At 51.5% G+C, this 24,160-nt stretch carries 15 protein-coding genes and 1 pseudogene; 11 read left to right on the top strand and 5 right to left on the bottom strand.

Annotated elements, in window-relative coordinates; all coding sequences use genetic code 11:
• Positions 1 to 128 precede the first annotated feature (128 nt).
• From ftsK to OGV85_RS21240, 7 genes and pseudogenes are all read left to right on the top strand, one after another.
• Complete coding sequence (ftsK, locus tag OGV85_RS21270; RefSeq protein ID WP_061547819.1) at positions 129 to 4,115, top strand: DNA translocase FtsK; 3,987 nt, start codon at positions 129 to 131, stop codon at positions 4,113 to 4,115.
• Between the two features lie 111 nt (positions 4,116 to 4,226).
• Positions 4,227 to 4,838, top strand: coding sequence for an outer membrane lipoprotein periplasmic chaperone LolA (gene lolA / locus OGV85_RS21265; RefSeq protein ID WP_003831898.1), 612 nt, complete (start codon positions 4,227 to 4,229; stop codon positions 4,836 to 4,838).
• Between the two features lie 10 nt (positions 4,839 to 4,848).
• On the top strand, positions 4,849 to 6,192 hold the full coding sequence (gene rarA, locus OGV85_RS21260) for a replication-associated recombination protein RarA (protein ID WP_003836910.1): 1,344 nt from the start codon (positions 4,849 to 4,851) through the stop codon (positions 6,190 to 6,192).
• A gap of 92 nt (positions 6,193 to 6,284) precedes the next feature.
• Entirely contained in the window at positions 6,285 to 7,577 is a 1,293-nt protein-coding gene (gene serS, locus OGV85_RS21255; protein ID WP_003836908.1) for a serine--tRNA ligase, read from the top strand.
• A 236-nt stretch (positions 7,578 to 7,813) separates the two neighbouring features.
• Positions 7,814 to 10,257, top strand: a pseudogene (dmsA, locus tag OGV85_RS21250) (dimethylsulfoxide reductase subunit A).
• A gap of 10 nt (positions 10,258 to 10,267) precedes the next feature.
• Positions 10,268 to 10,885 (top strand): DMSO/selenate family reductase complex B subunit, encoded by a 618-nt coding sequence (locus OGV85_RS21245; protein ID WP_003035741.1) that lies wholly within the window; start codon positions 10,268 to 10,270, stop codon positions 10,883 to 10,885.
• A 1-nt stretch (position 10,886) separates the two neighbouring features.
• A complete protein-coding gene (locus OGV85_RS21240) occupies positions 10,887 to 11,750 on the top strand; it encodes a dimethyl sulfoxide reductase anchor subunit family protein (protein ID WP_003035744.1) in 864 nt (287 codons plus the stop codon).
• A gap of 109 nt (positions 11,751 to 11,859) precedes the next feature.
• Here the strand turns inward: OGV85_RS21240 and ycaC are convergent, their stop codons facing one another.
• Complete coding sequence (gene ycaC / locus OGV85_RS21235) at positions 11,860 to 12,486, bottom strand: isochorismate family cysteine hydrolase YcaC (RefSeq protein ID WP_003035746.1); 627 nt, start codon at positions 12,484 to 12,486, stop codon at positions 11,860 to 11,862.
• A gap of 385 nt (positions 12,487 to 12,871) precedes the next feature.
• Between ycaC and OGV85_RS21230 the strand changes: the two genes are divergently transcribed.
• Both OGV85_RS21230 and OGV85_RS21225 read left to right on the top strand, forming a co-directional pair.
• Complete coding sequence (locus OGV85_RS21230) at positions 12,872 to 14,020, top strand: MFS transporter (RefSeq protein WP_003035748.1); 1,149 nt, start codon at positions 12,872 to 12,874, stop codon at positions 14,018 to 14,020.
• A gap of 213 nt (positions 14,021 to 14,233) precedes the next feature.
• Positions 14,234 to 15,655, top strand: a complete 1,422-nt coding sequence (locus OGV85_RS21225; protein ID WP_003035749.1) for an amino acid permease — start codon at positions 14,234 to 14,236, stop codon at positions 15,653 to 15,655.
• 43 nt (positions 15,656 to 15,698) lie between these two features.
• Here OGV85_RS21225 and pflA read toward each other — a convergent pair whose 3' ends face one another.
• The 4 genes from pflA to ycaO form a co-directional block, all read right to left on the bottom strand.
• Entirely contained in the window at positions 15,699 to 16,439 is a 741-nt protein-coding gene (gene pflA / locus OGV85_RS21220; protein WP_003035751.1) for a pyruvate formate lyase 1-activating protein, read from the bottom strand.
• A 185-nt stretch (positions 16,440 to 16,624) separates the two neighbouring features.
• Positions 16,625 to 18,907 (bottom strand): formate C-acetyltransferase, encoded by a 2,283-nt coding sequence (gene pflB, locus OGV85_RS21215; protein ID WP_061547821.1) that lies wholly within the window; start codon positions 18,905 to 18,907, stop codon positions 16,625 to 16,627.
• A 59-nt stretch (positions 18,908 to 18,966) separates the two neighbouring features.
• Complete coding sequence (gene focA, locus OGV85_RS21210) at positions 18,967 to 19,824, bottom strand: formate transporter FocA (protein ID WP_003035756.1); 858 nt, start codon at positions 19,822 to 19,824, stop codon at positions 18,967 to 18,969.
• Positions 19,825 to 20,228: 404 nt separating this feature from the next.
• Positions 20,229 to 21,989 carry a 30S ribosomal protein S12 methylthiotransferase accessory factor YcaO gene (ycaO, locus tag OGV85_RS21205; protein WP_003035758.1) on the bottom strand — a complete coding sequence of 587 codons (1,761 nt, stop codon included), beginning with the start codon at positions 21,987 to 21,989 and terminating at the stop codon, positions 20,229 to 20,231.
• Between the two features lie 136 nt (positions 21,990 to 22,125).
• Between ycaO and OGV85_RS21200 the strand changes: the two genes are divergently transcribed.
• Together OGV85_RS21200 and serC are read left to right on the top strand one after the other, a co-directional pair.
• On the top strand, positions 22,126 to 22,818 hold the full coding sequence (locus OGV85_RS21200) for a DUF421 domain-containing protein (RefSeq protein ID WP_003847009.1): 693 nt from the start codon (positions 22,126 to 22,128) through the stop codon (positions 22,816 to 22,818).
• A 212-nt stretch (positions 22,819 to 23,030) separates the two neighbouring features.
• A complete protein-coding gene (gene serC / locus OGV85_RS21195; protein ID WP_003847007.1) occupies positions 23,031 to 24,119 on the top strand; it encodes a 3-phosphoserine/phosphohydroxythreonine transaminase in 1,089 nt (362 codons plus the stop codon).
• Positions 24,120 to 24,160 lie beyond the last annotated feature (41 nt).

The following is a 24,160-nucleotide window of genomic DNA, read 5'->3' as shown; positions in this document are numbered from 1 at the left end:
ACAGGTGCAAAATCGACGCAGTTTGATTACACTCCTGTTAATCCATACAGCAACAGTGCCGGGGTAACCCGGTGCTGTTGTCCGTTTTAGCATCGGGCAGGAAAAGCCTGAAACCTGGAGAGCCGTTTTTGAGCCAGGAATACACTGAAGACAAAGACGTCACATTGACGAAGTTAAGCAGCGGGCGCCGACTTCTGGAAGCGCTACTGATCCTTATTGCCCTTTTTGCCGTCTGGTTGATGGCTGCCTTACTCAGCTTTAACCCTTCGGATCCCAGTTGGTCACAAACCGCATGGCATGAACCTATCCATAATCTGGGGGGAATACCCGGAGCATGGTTGGCGGACACGCTATTCTTTATTTTTGGCGTTATGGCCTACACCATTCCCGTCATCATTGTTGGCGGTTGTTGGTTTGCCTGGCGACACCAGGCCAGCGACGAATACGTCGATTATTTTGCCGTCTCGCTGCGCATTATTGGCGTTCTGGCGCTGATTCTCACTTCCTGCGGGCTGGCCGCAATTAACGCCGATGACATCTGGTATTTCGCCTCTGGCGGCGTGATCGGCAGTCTGCTCAGCACTACGCTACAACCCTTACTGCACAGCAGCGGCGGCACGCTGACGTTGTTGTGCATTTGGGCGGCGGGATTAACGCTGTTCACCGGTTGGTCATGGGTGAGCATTGCGGAAAAACTGGGCGGCTGGTTACTCAATATCCTGACGTTTGCCAGCAACCGTACCCGCCGCGACGATACCTGGGTCGATGACGAAGAATATGAAGATGAAGAAGAGTCTGTCGATGCCGCTGATGGCAAACCCCATGAATCGCGTCGGGCTCGTATTCTGCGCGGTGCGTTAGCGCGCCGTAAGCGTCTGGCAGAGAAATTTACCAACCCGCTTGGTCGTCATACCGATGCGGCGCTGTTCTCCGGCAAACGCATGGATGATGAAGACGAAATTGAATACAGCGCCCGTGGCGTGGTTGCCGATCCTAACGATGTGCTGTTTTCCGGCAATCGCGCGACGCTGCCTGAATATGACGAGCTTGACCCACTGCTTAACGGCCACTCGGTGACCGAGCCTGTGGCTGCAGCAGCTGCAGCTACAACGGCCGCTCAGGCCTGGAGCGCGCCGGTAGATCCGTTGCTGCAAACCTCGCCCGTGACCAACACTGTTATGGAGCAACCGGCCCCAGCCGTAGCCTGGCAATCCGTACCAGGCCCGCAAACCGGTGATGCCGCGATTGCACCAACGCCTGAAGGTTATCCGCAACCAGCCCAGTACGCGCAACCTCCGGTGCAGCAGCCGTATGAGCCATGGCAACAGCCGGTTGTGGAGGAGAGTCCGCAGCCGCAATATTACGCACCGCAGCCGGAACCTGTTTATCAGCCAGAGCCTGTGCTGCAGCCTGTCTATCAACAGGATCCGACCTCTCAACAGAACGCCACATTCCAGCAGCCTGCTTATCAGCCGGAGCCTGCGCCGCAACCTGTTTATCAGCAGGAATCAATCCCTCAACAGAGCACTACGTTCCAGCAGCCTGTGGTTGAACAACCGCTTGTGGTGGAACCTGAGCCCGTGGTTGAAGAAGTTAAACCGACTCGTCCGCCGCTCTATTACTTTGAAGAAGTCGAAGAGAAACGTGCGCGTGAGCGTGAGCAACTGGCCGCATGGTATCAGCCGATTCCAGAACCTGCTCAGGAGCCTGAGCGTATTAAACCGTCTACGCCATCTATGCCGACGACTGCATCCATACCGCCCGTTGAGTCTGTTGCTGCTGTTGCACCGCTGGCTGCCGGTGTAAAAAGCGCCGCTTTAGGGGCGGGTGCAGCAGCAGCTGCACCTGTCTTTAGCCTTGCGGGCAGCGGTGCGCCGCGTCCGCAGGTGAAAGAGGGGATTGGCCCGCAGTTACCGCGCCCAAATCGTGTGCGCGTGCCTACTCGCCGGGAATTGGCGTCGTATGGCATCAAACTGCCGTCACAGCGTATGGCTGAAGAGAAAGCGCGCGAAGAGCAGCTTGATACAGATGCGTACAATGACGATGAAATGGATGCAATGCAGCAGGACGAGCTGGCACGCCAGTTCGCTCAGTCGCAGCAGCATCGTTATGGCGAAGAGTATCAGGACGATACCCACCAGACTGATGACGAAGATTCAGCCGCAGAAGCGGAACTGGCTCGCCAGTTTGCTTCTTCTCAGCAGCAGCGCTATTCCGGTGAACAGCCTGCCGGAGCGAATCCGTTCTCGCTCGATGACTTTGAATTTTCGCCAATGAAAACGCTGGTAGATGAGGGGCCGCATGAGCCACTGTTTACGCCTGGCGTGATGCCGGAGCCTGCGCCGCAGTACCAGGAACCAGTTGCACCGCAGCAGCATTATCAGCAACCGGTGCAACCTGTTGCACCGCAGCAGCATTATCAGCAACCGGTGCAACCTGTTGCACCGCAGCAGCATTATCAGCAGCCGGCGCAGCCTGTCGCACCGCAGCAGCATTATCAGCAGCCAGCGCAGCCTGTCGCACCGCAGCAGCATTATCAGCAGCCAGCGCAGCCTGTTACGCCGCCGCCGCAGGATAGTCTGATCCATCCGCTGCTGATGCGTAATGGCGACAGCCGTCCGGCGCACCGTCCAAGCACGCCGCTGCCATCGTTAGATCTGCTTACACCGCCGCCGAGCGAGGTTGAGCCGATAGATACGTTCGCGCTGGAGCAAATGGCACGTCTGGTGGAAGCGCGTCTGGCGGATTTCCGCATTAAAGCCGATGTAGTGAACTACTCTCCAGGCCCAGTGATTACCCGCTTTGAGCTTAATCTGGCTCCTGGGGTTAAAGCGGCGCGTATTTCCAACCTGTCGCGCGATCTGGCGCGTTCATTGTCGACCGCAGCGGTACGTGTGGTCGAGGTTATTCCAGGCAAACCGTATGTCGGACTGGAGTTACCGAATAAAAAACGTCAAACCGTTTATCTGCGTGAAGTGCTGGATAACGCTAAATTCCGTGATAATTCATCTCCGCTGACTGTGGTGCTGGGTAAAGATATTGCGGGCGAACCGGTGGTGGCCGATCTGGCAAAAATGCCGCACCTGCTGGTAGCAGGGACAACCGGATCCGGTAAGTCTGTTGGGGTGAACGCCATGATCCTCAGCATGCTCTACAAGGCGCAGCCGGAAGACGTTCGCTTTATCATGATTGACCCGAAAATGCTGGAACTGTCGGTTTATGAAGGCATTCCGCATCTGCTGACCGAAGTCGTGACCGACATGAAAGATGCTGCTAACGCCTTGCGCTGGAGCGTCAATGAAATGGAACGTCGCTACAAGCTGATGTCGGCGCTTGGCGTGCGTAACCTTGCCGGTTATAACGAGAAAATCGCCGAAGCCGCCCGCATGGGACGTCCGATTCCGGACCCTTACTGGAAGCCGGGTGACAGTATGGATGTTCAGCATCCGGTGCTGGAAAAACTGCCGTATATTGTTGTGCTGGTGGATGAATTCGCCGACCTGATGATGACGGTTGGCAAAAAGGTGGAAGAACTGATTGCTCGTCTGGCGCAAAAAGCGCGTGCGGCGGGGATCCACCTGGTGCTGGCAACCCAGCGACCGTCGGTTGACGTTATCACCGGACTGATTAAAGCGAACATTCCAACGCGTATCGCCTTTACCGTGTCCAGTAAAATTGACTCGCGTACCATCCTTGACCAGGGCGGAGCGGAATCGCTGTTAGGTATGGGTGACATGCTCTATTCCGCACCGAACTCGACGATCCCTGTGCGTGTTCACGGCGCCTTTGTCCGCGACGAAGAAGTTCACGCAGTGGTACAGGACTGGAAAGCGCGCGGTCGTCCACAATACGTCGACGGCATTACTTCTGACAGCGAAAGCGAAGGAGGCGGTGGCGGTTTTGATGGTGGCGAAGAGTTGGATCCGCTGTTCGATCAGGCGGTAAACTTTGTGACCCAGAAACGCAAAGCCTCAATCTCCGGCGTCCAGCGTCAGTTCCGCATCGGCTACAACCGAGCGGCGCGCATCATCGAGCAGATGGAAGCGCAGGGTATTGTCAGCGAACAAGGGCATAATGGTAATCGTGAAGTGCTGGCTCCGCCGCCCTTCGAATGATTGCAAAGTTAAGTAATTCAGTATTTTCTACTTTCCTCATGCTGATTTTTGGCCTGAAATGGATAGCAGAGGGATCTCCCCGTTGGGAGTGACGTATTTTGAGGAATAACGATGAAAAGAATCGCAATCACCTGTGCATTACTGTCGAGCTTTGTGGTGAGCAGTGTCTGGGCTGACGCTGCCAGCGACCTGAAAAGCCGTCTGGATAAAGTCAGTAGCTTCCATGCCAGCTTTACTCAGAAGGTCACGGACGGCAGCGGCGCAGCGGTGCAGGAAGGTCAGGGTGATTTATGGGTTAAACGTCCTAATCTGTTTAACTGGCATATGACCCAGCCTGATGAGAGCATCCTGGTTTCCGATGGGAAAACGCTGTGGTTCTTTAACCCGTTTGTTGAACAGGCGACCGCGACCTGGCTGAAAGACGCCACGGGAAATACGCCGTTCATGCTGATCGCGCGTAACCAGGCCAGTGACTGGCAGCAGTACAACATTAAGCAAAACGGCGATGATTTCGTGCTGACGCCAAAAACCAGCAGCGGTAACCTGAAGCAGTTTACGATCAATGTTGGGCGTGACGGAACGATCCATCAGTTTAGCGCCGTTGAGCAAGACGATCAGCGCAGCAGCTATCAGCTGAAATCTCAGCAGAATGGTGCGATTGAACCTTCCAAATTCACCTTTACCCCGCCGCAAGGTGTAACGGTTGACGATCAACGTAAGTAGAGGCGTGTGAGTGAGCAATCTGTCGCTCGACTTTTCTGATAATACCTTTCAGCCACTGGCCGCGCGTATGCGGCCAGAAAATTTAGCGCAGTATATCGGCCAGCAGCATTTGTTGGCTGCGGGTAAACCCTTGCCGCGCGCTATCGAGGCCGGGCACCTGCACTCCATGATTTTATGGGGGCCACCGGGGACGGGGAAAACCACCCTTGCCGAAGTCATTGCCCGTTACGCCAACGCCGATGTCGAACGCATTTCGGCGGTTACGTCTGGTGTAAAAGAGATTCGTGAAGCGATTGAGCGTGCGCGTCAGAATCGTAACGCTGGTCGGCGTACGATCCTGTTTGTCGACGAAGTTCACCGTTTTAATAAAAGCCAGCAGGATGCGTTTTTACCGCATATTGAAGACGGTACCATCACGTTTATTGGCGCCACCACCGAAAACCCCTCGTTTGAACTGAACTCGGCGCTGCTGTCACGCGCACGCGTTTACTTACTGAAATCGTTAACCACCGACGATATTGAACAGGTGCTGGACCAGGCGATGTCAGATAAAGCGCGGGGTTACGGCGGCCAAGATATCGTACTGCCGCCAGAGACGCGTCGGGCTATTGCCGAACTGGTTAATGGTGACGCGCGCCGGGCGCTGAATACGCTGGAAATGATGGCCGATATGGCCGAAGTTGATGATTCTGGCAAGCGCGTATTGAAACCAGAATTGCTCACTGAAATTGCCGGTGAGCGCAGCGCACGCTTCGATAATAAAGGCGATCGCTTTTATGATCTCATCTCCGCATTACATAAATCGGTTCGCGGCAGTGCACCGGATGCCGCGCTTTATTGGTATGCGCGCATCATTAGTGCAGGCGGTGACCCGCTGTATGTTGCTCGTCGCTGCCTGGCAATTGCCTCTGAAGATGTGGGCAATGCCGATCCTCGCGCCATGCAGGTGGCAATTTCCGCATGGGACTGCTTTACCCGTGTGGGACCAGCGGAAGGCGAACGTGCGATTGCTCAGGCGATTGTTTATCTGGCCTGCGCGCCGAAAAGTAATGCAGTTTACACCGCCTTCAAAGCTGCGCTGGCTGATGCACGTGAACGTCCGGATTACGACGTGCCGGTTCACCTGCGCAATGCGCCGACGAAGCTGATGAAGGAGATGGGCTACGGTCAGGAGTATCGTTACGCCCATGATGAGCCAAATGCCTATGCTGCCGGAGAAGAGTACTTCCCGCAGGAAATGGCACAAACGCGCTATTATCACCCCACAAACAGAGGTCTTGAAGGCAAGATTGGCGAAAAGCTCGCCTGGCTCGCCGGACAGGATCAAAATAGCCCTATAAAACGCTACCGTTAGTGTTATCGTTGCGGTAATGTTGTCTCTGTATCCCTGTGACCGCAGGCTGTGGTCACTTTCTCCTATTTTAATTCGATAAGCACAGGATAAGCATGCTCGATCCCAATCTGCTGCGTAATGAGCCAGACGCAGTCGCAGAAAAACTGGCAAGCCGGGGCTTTAAGCTGGATGTAGATAAGCTGCGCGCTCTTGAAGAGCGTCGTAAAGTTCTGCAGGTACAAACTGAAAACCTGCAGGCAGAGCGTAACTCTCGATCGAAATCCATCGGCCAGGCAAAAGCGCGCGGGGAAGATATCGAGTCTTTACGTCTGGAAGTGAACAAACTGGGCGAAGAGCTGGATGCCGCGAAAGCTGAACTTGATACCTTACAGGCCGAGATCCGCGATATTGCGCTGACCATTCCTAACCTTCCAGCGGACGAAGTTCCGGTGGGTAAAGATGAAAATGACAACGTCGAAGTCAGCCGCTGGGGTACACCACGTGAGTTTGATTTCGAAGTGCGCGATCACGTTACTCTGGGTGAAATGCACACGGGTCTTGATTTCGCCGCAGCGGTTAAGCTGACTGGCTCTCGTTTCGTTGTTATGAAAGGCCAGATCGCGCGCATGCACCGTGCGCTGTCTCAGTTCATGCTGGATCTGCATACCGAACAGCATGGTTACAGCGAAAACTACGTTCCGTATCTGGTTAACCATGACACGCTGTACGGAACAGGCCAACTGCCGAAATTTGCTGGCGATCTGTTCCACACCCGTCCGCTGGATGAAGAAGCTGACAGCAGCAACTATGCGCTGATCCCAACTGCAGAAGTGCCGCTGACCAACCTGGTACGTGACGAAATCATTGACGAAGATGCGCTGCCGATCAAAATGACTGCGCATACGCCGTGCTTCCGTTCTGAAGCAGGTTCTTACGGTCGTGATACCCGTGGTCTGATCCGTATGCACCAGTTCGATAAAGTTGAGATGGTGCAGATCGTTCGCCCGGAAGATTCGATGGATGCGCTGGAAGAGATGACCGGTCATGCTGAGAAGGTCCTGCAACTGTTGGGTCTGCCGTATCGCAAGATCATCCTGTGCACTGGCGACATGGGCTTCGGCGCATGCAAAACCTACGATCTGGAAGTGTGGATCCCGGCGCAGAACACCTATCGCGAAATCTCCTCTTGCTCCAACGTGTGGGATTTCCAGGCTCGTCGTATGCAGGCGCGTTGCCGCAGTAAATCCGATAAAAAGACCCGTTTAGTACATACGCTGAACGGTTCTGGTCTGGCGGTAGGACGTACGCTGGTTGCGGTAATGGAAAACTATCAGCAGGCTGATGGTCGCATTCAGGTTCCGGAAGTGTTGCGTCCGTACATGAATGGCCTGGAATTCATCGGCTAAGCTACCTTTCCCTGCTAAAAAAGCGCCTTCGGGCGCTTTTTTTATGCCCGTTTGACGTCGGACAATAACGACTACCTCCATAGGAGTAATACTGCCTTCAAATGAAAGTCAGTATTTATCTCTGTCTTTTCGCAAATTCAGTATCTACCAGTCTGTATATCGATAGTAACGTTATATAAAAATATATACAACGAATATTTGCCTTTTGTTTATTGTGAGCAGCAGAGTGAGCCACTATGAAAACTAAGATCCCCGATGCCATGCTGGCAGCTGAGGTTAGTCGCCGAGGTTTGGTGAAAACGACGGCGATAGGCGGACTGGCGGTGGCCAGTAGCGCGTTTACCCTGCCATTTACCCGTATTGCAAATGCTGCAGAAGCCCTTAATCCAACACAGGCCAGTGAGAAAGTCATCTGGAGCGCGTGTACGGTGAACTGTGGTAGCCGCTGTCCTCTGCGTATGCACGTGGTAGATGGTGAAATAAAGTATGTTGAAACCGACAACACCGGTGATGACAACTACGACGGTTTGCATCAGGTACGCGCCTGTCTGCGAGGTCGCTCCATGCGTCGTCGCGTCTATAATCCCGATCGTCTGAAATACCCGATGAAACGCGTCGGCAAGCGTGGCGAAGGTAAATTTGAGCGTATCAGCTGGGATGAAGCCTACGACATCATTGCCAGCAATATGCAGCGTCTTATCAAAGACTACGGCAACGAGTCTATCTACCTGAACTACGGCACAGGTACGCTGGGCGGCACCCTGACACGCTCCTGGCCACCGGGCAAAACGCTGGTAGCACGATTGATGAACTGCTGTGGTGGCTACCTGAATCACTACGGTGACTACTCTTCAGCGCAAATCGCTGCCGGGTTGAACTACACCTACGGCGGCTGGGCAGACGGTAACAGCCCGTCAGACATTGAAAACAGCAAGCTGGTGGTTCTGTTCGGGAATAACCCAGGTGAAACCCGTATGAGCGGGGGGGGGTAACCTATTACCTTGAACAGGCGCGACAGAAATCCAATGCCCGCATGATCATTATCGATCCTCGCTACACGGATACTGGCGCGGGTCGTGAAGATGAGTGGATCCCCATCCGTCCGGGTACGGATGCCGCGCTGGTAAATGGGCTGGCCTATGTTCTGATCACCGAAAACATGGTTGATCAACCGTTCCTTGACAAATATTGCGTAGGTTACGACGAGAAAACCTTACCGGCCGATGCACCGAAAAACGGTCACTATAAGGCGTATATTCTTGGGCAGGGCAAAGACGGTATTGCCAAGACCCCGGAATGGGCTGCGCAAATTACCGGTATTCCTGCTGAACGAATCGTCAAACTGGCACGTGAAATCGGTAGCGCTAAACCGGCATACATCAGCCAGGGGTGGGGACCGCAGCGTCATGCTAATGGTGAAATAGCGACCCGCGCCATTTCTATGCTGGCTATTCTTACCGGTAACGTTGGGATTAACGGCGGCAACAGTGGGGCGCGTGAGGGCTCATACAGTTTGCCGTTTGAACGTATGCCTACGCTGGAAAACCCTGTAGAAACCAGTATCTCGATGTTTATGTGGACGGACGCCATTGAGCGAGGTCCGGAGATGACGGCGCTGCGTGACGGTGTTCGTGGTAAAGATAAGCTCGATGTTCCGATTAAGATGATCTGGAACTATGCGGGTAACTGCCTGATTAACCAGCACTCCGACATCAACCGCACACACGAAATCCTACAGGATGATAAGAAGTGCGAGATGATCGTTGTCATCGACTGCCATATGACCTCCTCGGCGAAATACGCGGATATTTTGCTGCCGGACTGTACCGCTTCGGAGCAGATGGACTTCGCACTGGATGCCTCCTGCGGGAATATGTCGTATGTGATTTTCACCGATCAGGCGATCAAACCACGCTTCGAATGCAAGACTATCTACCAGATGACCAGCGAGCTTGCGAAACGCCTAGGCGTTGAGCAGCAGTTTACAGAAGGTCGCACTCAGGAAGAGTGGATGCGTCATCTGTACGAGCAGTCGCGCAAAGCGATTCCTGAACTGCCAACGTTTGAAGAATTCCGCAAGCAGGGGATCTTTAAACAGCGTGACCCACAGGGGCATCACGTGGCGTACAAGGCGTTCCGTGAGGATCCTGACGCCAATCCGCTGACTACTCCGTCAGGTAAGATCGAAATTTATTCGCAGCAACTTGCCGAGATCGCGGCGACCTGGGAACTGCCGGAAGGTGATGTGATTGATCCACTGCCGATTTATACCCCAGGATTTGAAAGCATAAACGATCCGCTGGTGGAGAAATTCCCTCTGCAACTGACCGGTTTCCATTACAAGTCTCGTGTCCACTCGACCTATGGCAACGTGGATGTTCTGAAAGCATCCTGCCGTCAGGAAATGTGGATCAACCCGATGGATGCGCAGAGACGCGGCATTAACAACGGCGACAAGGTGCGCATCTTTAACGATCGTGGTGAAGTGCACATCGAGGCGAAAGTAACGCCGCGTATGATGCCTGGCGTGGTGGCACTAGGCGAAGGAGCGTGGTATGACCCGGACGCAAAACGCGTGGACCAGGGCGGTTGTATTAACGTCCTGACGACCCAGCGTCCGTCTCCTCTCGCGAAGGGGAACCCATCACACACGAACCTTGTTCAGGTTGAAAAGGTGTAAGGAGTAACCGATGACAACCCAGTATGGATTTTTTATTGATTCCAGCCGTTGCACCGGTTGCAAAACCTGCGAACTGGCCTGCAAAGATTTTAAAAATTTAACCCCGGAGGTCAGCTTCCGCCGCATTTATGAGTATGCAGGCGGTGACTGGCAGGAGGATAACGGCGTCTGGCATCAGAACGTCTTTGCCTATTACCTCTCCATTGCGTGTAACCACTGCGAAGACCCAGCCTGTACCAAGGTGTGTCCGAGCGGCGCGATGCACAAACGTGAAGATGGCTTTGTCGTTGTCGATGAGGACGTGTGCATTGGCTGTCGGTATTGCCACATGGCCTGTCCTTACGGCGCGCCGCAGTACAATGCTGAAAAAGGGCATATGACTAAATGCGATGGCTGCCATGAGCGCGTCGCTGAAGGTAAAAAACCTATCTGCGTCGAATCCTGCCCACTGCGTGCGCTGGATTTTGGTCCGATTGAAGAGCTGCGCAAAAAGCATGGCACCCTGGCTGCGGTTGCGCCACTGCCGGGTGCGCACTTTACCAAACCGAGTATTGTCATCAAACCTAACGCCAATAGCCGCCCGACCGGGGATACCACAGGTTATCTGGCCAATCCGAAGGAGGTGTAAGATGGGAAGTGGATGGCATGAATGGCCGCTGATGATCTTCACGGTTTTCGGACAGTGTGTGGTTGGTGGCTTTATCGTTCTTGCGCTGGCGTTGATGAAAGGTGACTTGCGTCCAGAATCGCAGCAGCGCGTGATTGCCTGCATGTTTGGACTGTGGGTATTAATGGGCATTGGCTTCATTGCTTCTATGCTCCACCTGGGCTCGCCGATGCGCGCCTTTAACTCGCTCAATCGCGTTGGGTCTTCGGCGTTGAGTAACGAAATTGCCAGCGGTTCAATCTTCTTTGCCGTTGGTGGTATCGGCTGGCTGCTGGCCACGTTGAAAAAAATGTCGCCCGCATTACGCAATCTGTGGTTAGTTGTCACCATGGTGCTGGGTGTGGTTTTTGTCTGGATGATGGTACGCGTTTATAACACCATTGATACTGTGCCGACCTGGTACAGCGTCTGGACTCCGCTGGGCTTCTTCCTGACGATGTTTATGGGCGGTCCGCTGCTGGGGTATCTGTTACTGAGAATTGCTGGCGTGGATGGTTGGGCTATGCGCCTGCTGCCGGCAATTTCAGTGCTTGCTCTGGTCGTAAGCGCCATCATGTCTGTCATGCAGGGGGCTGAACTGGCGACGATCCACAGTTCGATTCAACAGGCTTCTGCGCTGGTTCCGGATTACGGCTCGCTGATGGCGTGGCGGATTGTGGCGCTGGCATTAGCGTTGTGCTGCTGGATTGTACCGCAAGTGAAGGGTTACCAGCCTGCCGTTCCGCTGCTTTCCGTGGCGTTTATTTTGCTGTTAGTCGGCGAGCTGATTGGTCGTGGCGTGTTCTACGGGCTGCATATGACAGTCGGTATGGCGGTGGCGAGTTAATCCAAACTATGCCGGATGGCAGCTTGCGTCTTATCAGGCCTACAGATCCGTAGGCCTTAAAGCTGCGCGTCATCAGGCAATATGTCAGGCCAGGGTTTTCGCCCTGGTTTTACTTCTGCTTAGTTAACGTGTCGTAGCTGGTCATCAGATTGCGGTAGTCCGGAATGTGATTCGAGAACAGCGTTGCCAGACCTTCGATATCGTTGCGCCAGTCGCGGTGCAGCTCGCACGCTACTCCGAACCATGTCATCAACTGAGCGCCTGCTTGAGACATCCGATCCCAAGCTGAATGACGGGTAATTTCATTAAATGTGCCTGAAGCATCGGTTACCACAAAGACGTCAAAGCCTTCTTCAATAGCTGAGAGCGCAGGGAAGGCGACGCAAACTTCCGTCACGACACCGGCGATAATCAGCTGCTTTTTGCCGGTCGCTTTCACTGCCTTCACGAAATCTTCGTTATCCCATGCGTTAATGTTTCCTGGGCGAGCAATATAGGGCGCATCGGGAAATTGCGCTTTCAGTTCCGGTACCAGCGGCCCGTTTGGTCCTGTTTCAAAACTGGTTGTCAGAATGGTTGGGAGGTTGAAGTATTTTGCTAAGTCACCCAGGGCTAGCACGTTGTTTTTAAATTTATCGGGATCGATATCCCGAACCAGAGAGAGCAGGCCAGCCTGATGGTCGACCAGCAGTACTGCCGCATTATCTTTATCAAGTCTTACGTAAGGTTTAGTCATGATATTTCTCCTGTTCAGCATCAGTGGGGGAAATTTGATGAGTTTAAGTCTACGAAAAGAACGATATCTGGAGTAGATGCCTAAATAAGAACTCACTGTTCTATTTTGAAGACAATGCAGCTCAGCATCCCGCATTGAGTTTAGTAAGAAATAAAAGTAAGGGTAATCCATGAAATTTTTCGACTGAACGTAACGCGAGATTTTTGTTTTAGATCAATAAAAACAAGCAGATGTGATTTTGTGTTTTTTATCTATTCACATTAAGAATCAGTAATGCAAATCGATCGACCAGAAAGCGCCTCAGCCCTTTGATTACGCCGATTGACAATGTTTTTAGCAGTGGCATGATGCGCATGAAATTTGAACTTCCTCACGGTTTTTATTCATGTCCACCTATACCCGTCCCGTCATGCTATTGCTGTGCGGGCTACTTCTGTTGACCCTGGCGATCGCCGTGTTAAACACGCTCGTCCCGCTTTGGCTCGCCCATGAAAATCTGCCCACCTGGCAGGTAGGTGTGGTGAGCTCGTCTTACTTTACCGGTAATCTGGTAGGGACGTTGTTGACAGGGTATTTAATAAAACATCTGGGTTTTAACCGCAGCTATTACATCGCCTCGCTTATTTTTGCTGCGGGCTGTGTCGGGCTGGGGATTATGGTGGGATTCTGGAGCTGGATGACCTGGCGTTTTATCGCCGGTGTTGGCTGCGCCATGATTTGGGTGGTGGTGGAAAGCGCGCTGATGTGCAGCGGGACTTCGCGTAATCGCGGACGTTTGCTTGCCGCCTATATGATGATCTATTACGTGGGGACGTTTTTAGGCCAACTGCTGGTGAGTAAAGTATCCACGGAATTGATGAATGTCCTGCCGTGGGTGACGGGTACTATCCTGGCGGGTGTTTTGCCACTGCTGTTTACGCGCATTGCCAATCAGCAGGGTGATGGGCAGCAGTCTACGCCTATTGTCTCCATGCTGAAACTCCGCCAGGCGCGTCTGGGCGTGAATGGCTGTATTATTTCCGGGATTGTGCTGGGGTCTTTGTATGGCCTGATGCCGCTGTATCTCAATCATCAGGGGGTGAGTAACGCCAGCATTGGTTTCTGGATGGCGGTCCTGGTAAGTGCAGGTATTCTGGGGCAATGGCCGATTGGCCGTCTGGCGGACAAGCTGGGACGTCTGTTGGTTTTACGCGTCCAGGTCTTCGTGGTGATCGTCGGGAGTATCGCCATGCTGAATCAGGCGGCGATGGCGCCCGCGTTGTTTATGTTGGGTGCGGCAGGCTTTACCCTCTACCCGGTCGCGATGGCCTGGGCCTGTGAAAAGGTGGAACATCATCAGCTGGTCGCCATGAATCAGGCATTGTTATTGAGCTATACCGTGGGCAGTCTGCTGGGTCCTTCATTTACTGCGATGCTGATGCAGAATTATTCAGATAGCTTGCTGTTTATCATGATCGCCAGCGTATCGTTTATTTATTTACTGATGCTGTTGCGTAAAACGGGCCATACACCCAATTCTATTGCGCACATTTGACCTGATTTAACAGAATATGAACAGGTTCCCATACATACTGTTTATGTATGCTTTATGAGAACCTGCATTATTTAATCACATACTTCTTTCCTAAAAATAAAGTGTGCAGAAGGTTATAGTTTTACATCCTGCCGTTTCCGCTCGCTCATTTTACCGCGCATAATCCCACGCCTCATTTATTGATAATCATAAAGCTTCCACGAAGGATTGCGTATGGCTGGTGTGCAGGAAAAACAATTGCGATGGTACAACATTGCATTGATGTCTTTTATTACCGTTTGGGGTTTTGGCAACGTCGTTAACAACTATGCCAATCAGGGATTGGTTGTTGTCTCCTCTTGGATATTTATTTTCGCGCTCTATTTTATTCCTTATGCGTTGATCGTCGGTCAGCTTGGTTCAACTTTTAAAGAGGGTAAAGGCGGCGTCAGTACCTGGATTAAACATACCATGGGGCCAGGGCTGGCCTATCTTGCTGCATGGACCTATTGGGTTGTGCATATTCCTTATCTGGCGCAAAAACCGCAGGCTATTCTGATTGCGCTGGGATGGGCGCTGAAGGGCGATGGTTCGTTGATTAAAGAGTACACCGTCGTGGCGTTGCAGGGGCTGACGCTGGCGCTGTTTGTCTTTTTCATGTGGGTTGCGTCCCGTGGCATGAAGTCGCTGAAAATTGTTGGGTCAGTTGCAGGCATCGCGATGTTTGTGATGTCCATTTTGTATGTCGTGATGGCGGTAACTGCGCCTGCAATTACGGATGTGCAGATAGCGACAACTAATATCACCTGGGAATCGTTTATCCCGCACATTGATTTTACCTACATTACCACGATCTCCATGCTGGTCTTTGCCGTGGGCGGCGCGGAGAAAATTTCGCCATACGTTAATCAGACACGTAATCCGGGCAAAGAATTTCCGAAAGGGATGCTCGTTCTGGCTGTTATGGTGGCGGTATGTGCGATTCTCGGATCGCTGGCTATGGGAATGATGTTTGACTCCCGGCATATTCCAGATGATCTGATGACGAATGGTCAATATTACGCCTTCCAGAAACTGGGTGAGTATTATGGTATGGGTAATTCGCTGATGGTTATTTACGCGATTGCCAATACGCTGGGACAGATTGCGGCATTGGTATTTTCTATTGATGCACCGCTTAAAGTTCTGCTGGGTGATGCTGATCGTAAATATATTCCCGAGAGCCTGTGTAAAACCAACGCTTCCGGTACGCCGGTAAATGGTTATATTCTGACGCTGGTGCTGGTGGCGATTCTGATTATGTTGCCAACACTGGGAATTGGCGACATGAACAATCTGTATAAATGGCTATTGAATCTTAACTCTGTCGTGATGCCATTGCGTTATTTATGGGTGTTTGTGGCATTCATTGCCGTTATTCGTCTGGCGCAAAAATATAAATCAGAATATGTCTTTATTCGCAACCGATCGCTTGCGATGACCGTGGGGATCTGGTGCTTTGCCTTTACCGCATTTGCCTGTCTGACCGGGATTTTCCCGAAAATGGAAGCCTTCACCCCTGAGTGGACATTCCAGCTCACGCTGAATATTGTGACGCCATTTGTGCTGGTTGGACTGGGATTGATTTTCCCGTTACTGGCGAGAAGAGGGCGTTAAGGCAGAGTCAGGTGGGTAACGTATCTGTTACCCACCATAAAACTCAATACATCACTTTATGTCCATATTGCTCGAGAATACCCTTCACGCGCTCCATGGTCTCTTTCTTCGGCGGCTTAACGCCGTCGAGTTTGTACTCTTCGCCCATTGCCACCCATTTGTGTTTGCCCAGCTCGTGGTAAGGCAGCAGCTCGATTTTTTCAACGTTGCCCATATCGCGGGTAAATTCGCCAAGGCGGTGTGCGGAGTCGTCATCGTCAGACCAGCCAGGTACGACAACATAGCGGATCCACACTTTGATGTCTTTGTTGGACAGGTAACGCGCGAACTCGAGTGTACGATGGTTAGACACACCCACCAGATTCTGATGGATTTCATCGTTCATTTGTTTGAGATCGAGCATGACCAGGTCGGTGACTTCCAGCAACTCATCGATCACCGGATCGTAGCGGCGAACAAAACCGTTAGTATCCAGACAAGTATGAATACCTTCTTTTTTACAGGCCCGGAACCAGTCACGTACGAATTCAGCTTGCAAGATAGCTTCGCCGCCAGACGCTGTCACGCCGCCTCCGGAGGCGTTCATAAAGTGGCGGTAGGTCACCACCTCTTTCATTAATTCGTCAACGGTAACTTCTTTACCGCCGTGCGTATCCCACGTGTCGCGGTTATGGCAATACAGGCAGCGCATCAGGCAGCCCTGAAAGAAGGTAATAAAACGGATGCCCGGGCCATCAACAGTGCCACAGGATTCAAAGGAGTGAATGCGACCAATAACTGACATTGCGGTGTTTCTCCAGGTGTGGCCCATCCGGGGCCAGTGTTAGTGCACAGTTATTAACTGTGTCGAGTCTGTTTTGGCTGCTATCCATAAGTATAGATGGCTGACAAAGCAGGCTATTAAAAAGGCCCCACTTACGTGGAGCCTTTATTGTACGCTTTTTAAAGTACGATTTCAGTCAAAACCAATTACATAGTCTGAGTGAAGGTACGAGTAATAACGTCCTGCTGCTGTTCTTTAGTCAGGGAGTTAAAACGTACTGCGTAGCCAGAAACGCGGATGGTCAGCTGCGGATATTTTTCCGGATGTTCCATCGCATCCAACAGCATTTCACGGTTCATGACGTTCACGTTCAGGTGCTGACCACCTTCGATGGACGCTTCGTGGTGGAAGTAACCATCCATCAGACCTGCCAGGTTGGTCTTACGAACTTCGTCGTCTTTACCCAGAGCGTTCGGAACGATAGAGAAGGTGTAAGAGATACCATCTTTAGCGTAAGCAAACGGCAGTTTAGCAACGGAGGTCAGAGAGGCAACAGCACCTTTCTGGTCACGGCCGTGCATCGGGTTAGCACCCGGTCCGAACGGCGCGCCAGCACGACGACCATCTGGGGTGTTACCAGTTTTCTTACCATAAACCACGTTAGAGGTGATGGTCAGAACAGACTGAGTCGGGATAGCGTTACGATAAGTAGTCAGTTTCTGAATTTTCTTCATGAAACGTTCTACCAGGTCAACCGCCATGTCATCAACGCGAGAGTCGTTGTTACCAAACTGCGGGTATTCGCCTTCGATTTCGAAGTCGATAGCCAGACCGTCTTCGTCACGAATCGGTTTAACTTTCGCATATTTGATTGCAGACAGGGAGTCAGCAGCAACGGACAGACCAGCGATACCACACGCCATGGTGCGGATAACGTCACGGTCGTGCAGCGCCATCAGAGAGGCTTCGTAGCTGTACTTGTCGTGCATGTAGTGGATAACGTTCAGTGCAGTGACGTACTGTTTAGCCAGCCAATCCATGAAGTGATCCATGCGGTCCATAACTTCGTCGAAGTCCAGAACGTCGCCTTTGATCGGTTCAGATTTAGGACCAACCTGCATTTTCAGTTTTTCATCAACGCCACCGTTGATTGCGTACAGCATGGTTTTCGCCAGGTTTGCACGTGCACCGAAGAACTGCATTTGTTTACCAACAACCATCGGGCTTACGCAGCAAGCGATAGCGTAGTCGTCGTTGTTGAAGTCCGGACGCATCAGGTCATCGTTCTCGTACTGCAGAGAAGAGGTGTCGATGGACACTTTAGCGGCGAATTTCTTGAAGTTCAGAGGCAGTTTTTCAGACCACAGAACAGTGATGTTCGGCTCCGGAGAAGGACCCATAGTGTACAGGGTGTTCAGGAAGCGGAAGCTGTTTTTGGTAACCAGAGTACGGCCATCAACGCCCATACCACCGATTGATTCAGTTGCCCAAATCGGGTCACCGGAGAACAGTTCATCATATTCAGGAGTACGCAGGAAGCGAACCATACGCAGTTTCATGACCAGGTGGTCGATCATTTCCTGTGCGTCTTGCTCGGTGATTTTGCCTGCTTTCAGGTCACGTTCGATGTAAGCATCCAGGAAGGTGGATACGCGACCGAAGGACATTGCTGCACCGTTCTGAGATTTAACTGCGGCCAGGTAGCCGAAGTAAGTCCACTGGATAGCTTCCTGAGCGTTGGTAGCCGGACCAGAGATATCGCAGCCATATTTAGCAGCCATTTCTTTGATCTGACCCAGAGCGCGGTGCTGTTCAGCAATTTCTTCACGCAGACGGATAGTTGCTTCCAGGTTTACGCCGTTTTCCAGATCGGACTGCAGAGAGACGAACTGAGCGTATTTGTCTTTCATCAGGTAGTCGATACCGTACAGCGCAACGCGACGGTAGTCACCGATGATACGGCCACGGCCATACGCATCTGGCAGACCAGTCAGAACACCGGATTTACGGCAGTTCAGAATGTCTTTGGTGTAAACATCGAATACGCCCTGGTTGTGGGTTTTGCGATATTCGGTGAAGATTTTTTTCAGCATCGGGTCCAGTTCGCGATTGTACGCTTTGCAGGAACCTTCAACCATTTTGATGCCGCCAAACGGAATGATCGCACGTTTCAGCGGAGCTTCAGTCTGCAGACCAACAATCTTCTCGAGCGCTTTGTTGATGTAGCCTGCGTCGTGAGAAGTGATGGTAGAAGCAACGGAGGTGTCAAAGTCAACAGGCGCGTGAGTGCGGTTTTCCTGTTTAACGCCTTCCATCACGCTGTCCCACAGTGCAGTGGTCGCATCAGTTGCGCCAGCCAGGAAGGACTCGTCACCCTCATATGGAGTGTAGTTTTTCTGAATGAAGTCACGTACGTTTACTTCATTCTGCCAGTCACCTTTGGTAAAACCTTCCCAGGCTGTGGCTAACTTTTCATTAAGCTCGGACATGTAACACCTACCTTCTTAAGTGGATTTTTTATTTACTGCGTGTAATGGGCATCATCAGATTAATGATGATCGTTACCACGCAGATAAATGACCCAGTATGTCAACCCGACCAACAAACCGCCGCCGATAATGTTACCGATCGTAACCGGAATCAGGTTATCGGTGATGAAATTCATCACGGTCAGGTGAGAAAAATTCTCCGGAGAAGACCCAACTGCGGTCCAGAATTCCGGGGTGGCGAAATCGCGTATTACAATACCCATAGGGATCATAAACATGTTTGCGATACTGTGCTCAAAACCGCTGGCAACAAACATTGCGACCGGTAATACCATGATAAACGCTTTGTCCATCAGGCTGCGGCCCGAGTAGCTCATCCATACCGCCAGGCATACCATCAGGTTAGCCAGGATGCCAAGGCTTACTGCCTCAACAAAAGTATGGTGCACTTTGTGGTCGGCTGTTTGTAGGACGTTGAGCCCCCACGCGCCGTTGGCGGTCATGTATTCGCCGGAAAGCCACATCAATAGCACGAAGAGCAAGCAACCCACCAAGTTACCGACATAAACGTTAAGCCAGTTTTTCGCTAACTGACCCCAGGTAATACGACCACTGGCTTTAGCAACGACGATCAGTACGGTTGAAGTGAAGAGGTCTGCACCGCAGACAACACAAAGAATCAGCCCCAGGGAAAAGCAGATACCACCTACTAATTTCGCCATGCCGAAAGGCATAGTACCAGTGCCGGTTGTGGCGGTAATATAGAAAACAAAGGCAATTGAAATGAATACACCGGCAGTAATTGCCAGATAGAACGTCTTAAGCGGATGTTTCGTTGCTTTATAGACGCCTGCTTCTTCGGCAACTTTGGCCATTGCAGCAGGTAGAATAAGATCAAAAGGGTTGTCAGCTTTCACACTAACTCTCTCTTTATTAAGTCGGCGACGAGATACTAACAAAGCATTATAGATGAGAATTTGATATAGATCATATCTCGCCTGGCTTATAGGCCCGTAAGACGCATGGTTTTTATGCGATTACGGTGTAACATGTTGATTATCCATATAAAAATAAATTTTAAAAATTATAAAGTGAGTTGAATTTTTTCTTTCAGCCTCCTATGGGACGGTTAATTAAAATGGAGTAATTGAGATAAAAAACCACATTAATAAGCTAATTTTTTTAATATCAACTACTAATATTTAACCTTGTTTTTACATTTATTTTTTGGTTTGACCAAAATAAAAAACGGGGCGCTTTAAGCGCCCCGTAATATAGCTCAGACAATACATTTAGCCTACTCGAGGCAAGTTGTTTGTCACTATTTTGACCAGTGTGCCGCTTTCGCGCGTTGCAATTTCTCATAGGCTTTCAGCAGAGACTGATGTGCCGGGAATGCCTGCAGATCGCTGTCTACTGGCTGAAGTCCATAAAACGGAGCTTCACCACTCAGTGCCGCACTTGCCGCTTCAACCGCCTCAGCGCCGTACATGCGGACAAATGCGTTCAGATATTGCAGCGGCTGACGGTCCTCTTCCTGAGACAGCAGCAACAATGTTTGCAGGCAGCGATAGTAGTTTGCACGTTCCGCGCTAAAGACGGAGGCGTTAAATTCCATCGTCCATTCTGTCCACACCAGCGCCTGCTCCAGATCGCCACCGGCCAGCGCCAGCATCACTTTAAGCTCGCCAATACGCAGGGTGTACCAACCGTTATCCGCACCGGTCGCCAGACCGAGTAGCTCGCGCACGCGGGTGAAGTCGTCAAAACCTTCTTCATCCAGTTGTTCGATCAGATTGAGGTAGTCTTCTTTATCCCATTCGCTGCCCGGCAGAGAGAGAATGGTGTCACGCAGATGGGCGCCCATAGCGTTGTTGGCTAACCACAGATCTTCTGCCGGATAGATGTCAGACATTCCCGGCACAATAATGCGGCACGCGTAAACGCTCAGGTGCTCATAGTCAGCGATATACACTTCTTTATCTTCAGCATTGAAGATGGCCATCAGGGTGGCGAACTCTTCTTCCGTGGTGCCAGAGAAATTCCAGTCAACGAACGGATAGTCGGCATCCTGCTTGAACAGATCCCATGAGATCAAACCGCTGGAATCGATGAAGTGAGTTTCAAGGTTGGTATGTTCTGCCACTTCCTCATCGTCAAAGGTCGGTGGGGTGAAGACATCAAGATCTTTCAGACCACGACCCTGCAGCAGTTCAGTGACGGTACGCTCCAGCGCCACGCCGAAATCCGGGTGTGCGCCGAAGGAAGCGAAGCAGGTACCGTTGGTCGGGTTGAACAGGACAACACAAATCACCGGATACTTACCGCCCAGCGAGCCATCATAGGCAAAAATTGGGAAACCTTCAGCTTCCAGTGTGGCGATGGACTCCACCACTGCCGGATAGCGCGCCATCACCTCGGCCGGGATTTCCGGCAGGCTGATGCTTTCGGCGATAATACGGTTCTTCACATGACGCTCAAAGACTTCAGACAGGCCCTGAACGCGCGCTTCGTTAGGCGTGTTACCCGCGGACATGCCGTTAGAAACATACAGGTTGCCGATAATATTCATCGGAATATAGACAATCTGGTTATCCGACTGACGGGTAAACGGCAGGCCGCAGACGCCACGTTCTTCATTACCAGACTGCAGATCGATAAGCATGCTGCCAGTCAGTTCGTTATCTGGATCGTAAAATGCTCGCAGACGTGCATCCAGTAAACCTTCTGGTACATCGTCTTCTTCTGTCAGCGGGAACCATTTTTCGTTCGGATAATGCACGAACGGGCCATTGGCGATAGTTTCGCCCAACCAGAAATCCGCAAAGAAATAGTTAGTCGACAGACGCTCAAAGTATTCGCCCAGCGCGGAAGCCAACGCCGCTTTTTTCGTCGCGCCTTTACCGTTGGTGAAGCACAGCGCGCATTCTTTGTCGCGAATATGTACAGACCAGACGTTAGGGACGGGATTCAACCACGAGGCTTCTTCAATTTGAAAACCGAGGTCGAGCAATTTTTGCTGGAAGCGAGCGATGGAGTCTTCCAGAGCGGCATCTTTGCCGGGGATAAATGTTTGCGTCATGAAAATCACTTTTGTCGTACGGAAAGCGCGCAATGATACGGGTTTTCAATGAACGGCGCTATCGCCGCCGGAGCTCAGGCGTAAATAAAAGCATTGGCTATGCTTTCTTACAACCAACCACGTTTAGAGCATATTAATGAAAGCTTTCGATTTGCACCGTATGGCGCTTGATAAGGTGCCCATGGATTTTCTGGGGGAAGTTGCGTTACGCAGTCTCTACACCTTCATATTGGTTTTTCTGTTTTTAAAAATCACCGGACGTCGCGGCGTACGCCAGATGTCGCTTTTTGAAGTGCTGATCATCCTTACGCTGGGTTCTGCAGCGGGAGACGTGGCATTCTATGACGATGTCCCGATGCTGCCGGTGCTGGTGGTTTTTATTACTCTTGCTGTGCTGTATCGGTTGGTAATGTGGCTGATGGCGCATAGTGAAAAAATGGAGGACCTGCTGGAGGGCAAACCCGTCGTGATCATTGAAGATGGCGAGCTGGCATGGTCAAAGCTCAATAGTGCCAATATGACGGAATTTGAATTCTTTATGGAACTGCGTTTGAACGGCGTGGAGCAATTGGGACAGGTAAAACTGGCTATTCTGGAGACGAATGGACAAATCAGCGTCTACTTCTTTGCCGATGAAGACGTAAAGCCGGGGCTCAGTATTTTACCTAAGCACTGTACGCAACGATTTAAAGTAATGCCTGAAGCAGGGGACTATGCCTGTATACGTTGTAGCGAAGTGGTGCAAATGAACGCCGGAGATCATCAATTATGTCCACGCTGTGCAAATCCAGAATGGTCGAAGGCCAGTCGGGCAAAACGGGTTACCTGACAGCAAAAATCTCGGTTTTTACCCGTCAATCCGATAGATTCTGTTGTGTGACCAATGACACATTTTTACCCTGGTCAGTTTTACCCATTGCGGCGCGTGTCACTGAATGATAAAACCGATATCCACAGGAATAACTTATACCAATGTCTGTCACCGGATTATCGTCAATGACAGGATGTTGATTGGACAACAACACAACGTGGTGAGGGGAAATGGCTCAGGTCTTTAATTTTAGTTCAGGTCCGGCAATGCTACCGGCAGAAGTACTTAAACTGGCTCAACAGGATCTTCGCGACTGGAACGGTCTTGGCACGTCGGTGATGGAAATTAGCCACCGTGGCAAAGAATTCATCCAGGTCGCCGAGGAAGCGGAGCAGGATTTTCGCGATCTTCTTAGCATCCCCTCCAACTATAAAGTGTTGTTCTGCCATGGCGGTGGTCGTGGGCAGTTCGCGGGTATCCCGTTAAATATTCTGGGTGATAAAACCACCGCGGATTACGTCGATGCCGGTTATTGGGCCGCCAGTGCAATTAAAGAAGCGAAAAAATACTGCACGCCAAACGTTATTGATGCCAAAGTCACCGTGGACGGCCTGCGTGCTGTTAAGCCGATGAGTGAATGGCAGCTTTCTGATAACGCGGCGTACCTGCACTATTGTCCGAACGAAACTATCGATGGCATTGCGATCGATGAAACGCCGAATTTTGCCAGTAACGTTGTGGTCACGGCGGATCTGTCCTCTACCATTCTTTCCGCACCACTTGACGTTAGCCGTTATGGCGTAATTTATGCCGGGGCACAGAAAAACATCGGCCCGGCCGGCCTGACGATTGTCATCGTCCGTGAAGATTTGCTGGGTAAAGCTCATGTATCATGCCCGTCAATCCTTGACTACACCGTGCTGAATGACAACGATTCCATGTTCAATACGCCGCCAACCTTTGCCTGGTATCTGTCTGGCCTGGTCTTTAAATGGCTGAAAAAGCAGGGCGGTGTTAATGCAATGGATAAAATTAACCAGCAAAAAGCGGAACTGCTGTACGGCGTAATCGATAACAGCGATTTCTACCGTAACGATGTGGCGAAATCCAACCGTTCACGCATGAACGTACCGTTCCAGCTGGCTGACAGCGCACTGGATAAACTGTTCCTGGAAGAGTCTTTTGCTGCGGGCCTGCATGCGCTGAAAGGGCATCGTGTGGTCGGCGGTATGCGTGCGTCCATCTACAATGCAATGCCGCTTGAAGGTGTAAAAGCACTGACCGATTTCATGGTCGATTTTGAACGCCGTCGTGGCTAATCTGCTGTACTTTTCATCCCCACAGCCTGTCTGTGGGGTTT

Origin of the sequence: Citrobacter sp. Cf132 (assembly GCF_030333885.1) — a bacterium.
In the GTDB taxonomy this organism is placed as follows: domain Bacteria; phylum Pseudomonadota; class Gammaproteobacteria; order Enterobacterales; family Enterobacteriaceae; genus Citrobacter; species Citrobacter freundii.
The sequence above is the reverse complement of the archived record's forward strand: the minus strand, read 5'-3'. Positions and strand labels throughout refer to the sequence as shown.

Coding starts and splice junctions, on each gene's coding strand:
- ycaO (WP_003035758.1), bottom strand. CDS start 21,989: ATGACGCAAACATTTATCCCCGGCAAAGATGCCGCTCTGGAAGACTCC.
- OGV85_RS21240 (WP_003035744.1), top strand. CDS start 10,887: ATGGGAAGTGGATGGCATGAATGGCCGCTGATGATCTTCACGGTTTTC.
- serS (WP_003836908.1), top strand. CDS start 6,285: ATGCTCGATCCCAATCTGCTGCGTAATGAGCCAGACGCAGTCGCAGAA.
- lolA (WP_003831898.1), top strand. CDS start 4,227: ATGAAAAGAATCGCAATCACCTGTGCATTACTGTCGAGCTTTGTGGTG.
- ycaC (WP_003035746.1), bottom strand. CDS start 12,486: ATGACTAAACCTTACGTAAGACTTGATAAAGATAATGCGGCAGTACTG.
- OGV85_RS21245 (WP_003035741.1), top strand. CDS start 10,268: ATGACAACCCAGTATGGATTTTTTATTGATTCCAGCCGTTGCACCGGT.
- pflA (WP_003035751.1), bottom strand. CDS start 16,439: ATGTCAGTTATTGGTCGCATTCACTCCTTTGAATCCTGTGGCACTGTT.
- OGV85_RS21230 (WP_003035748.1), top strand. CDS start 12,872: ATGTCCACCTATACCCGTCCCGTCATGCTATTGCTGTGCGGGCTACTT.
- OGV85_RS21225 (WP_003035749.1), top strand. CDS start 14,234: ATGGCTGGTGTGCAGGAAAAACAATTGCGATGGTACAACATTGCATTG.
- serC (WP_003847007.1), top strand. CDS start 23,031: ATGGCTCAGGTCTTTAATTTTAGTTCAGGTCCGGCAATGCTACCGGCA.
- OGV85_RS21200 (WP_003847009.1), top strand. CDS start 22,126: ATGAAAGCTTTCGATTTGCACCGTATGGCGCTTGATAAGGTGCCCATG.
- pflB (WP_061547821.1), bottom strand. CDS start 18,907: ATGTCCGAGCTTAATGAAAAGTTAGCCACAGCCTGGGAAGGTTTTACC.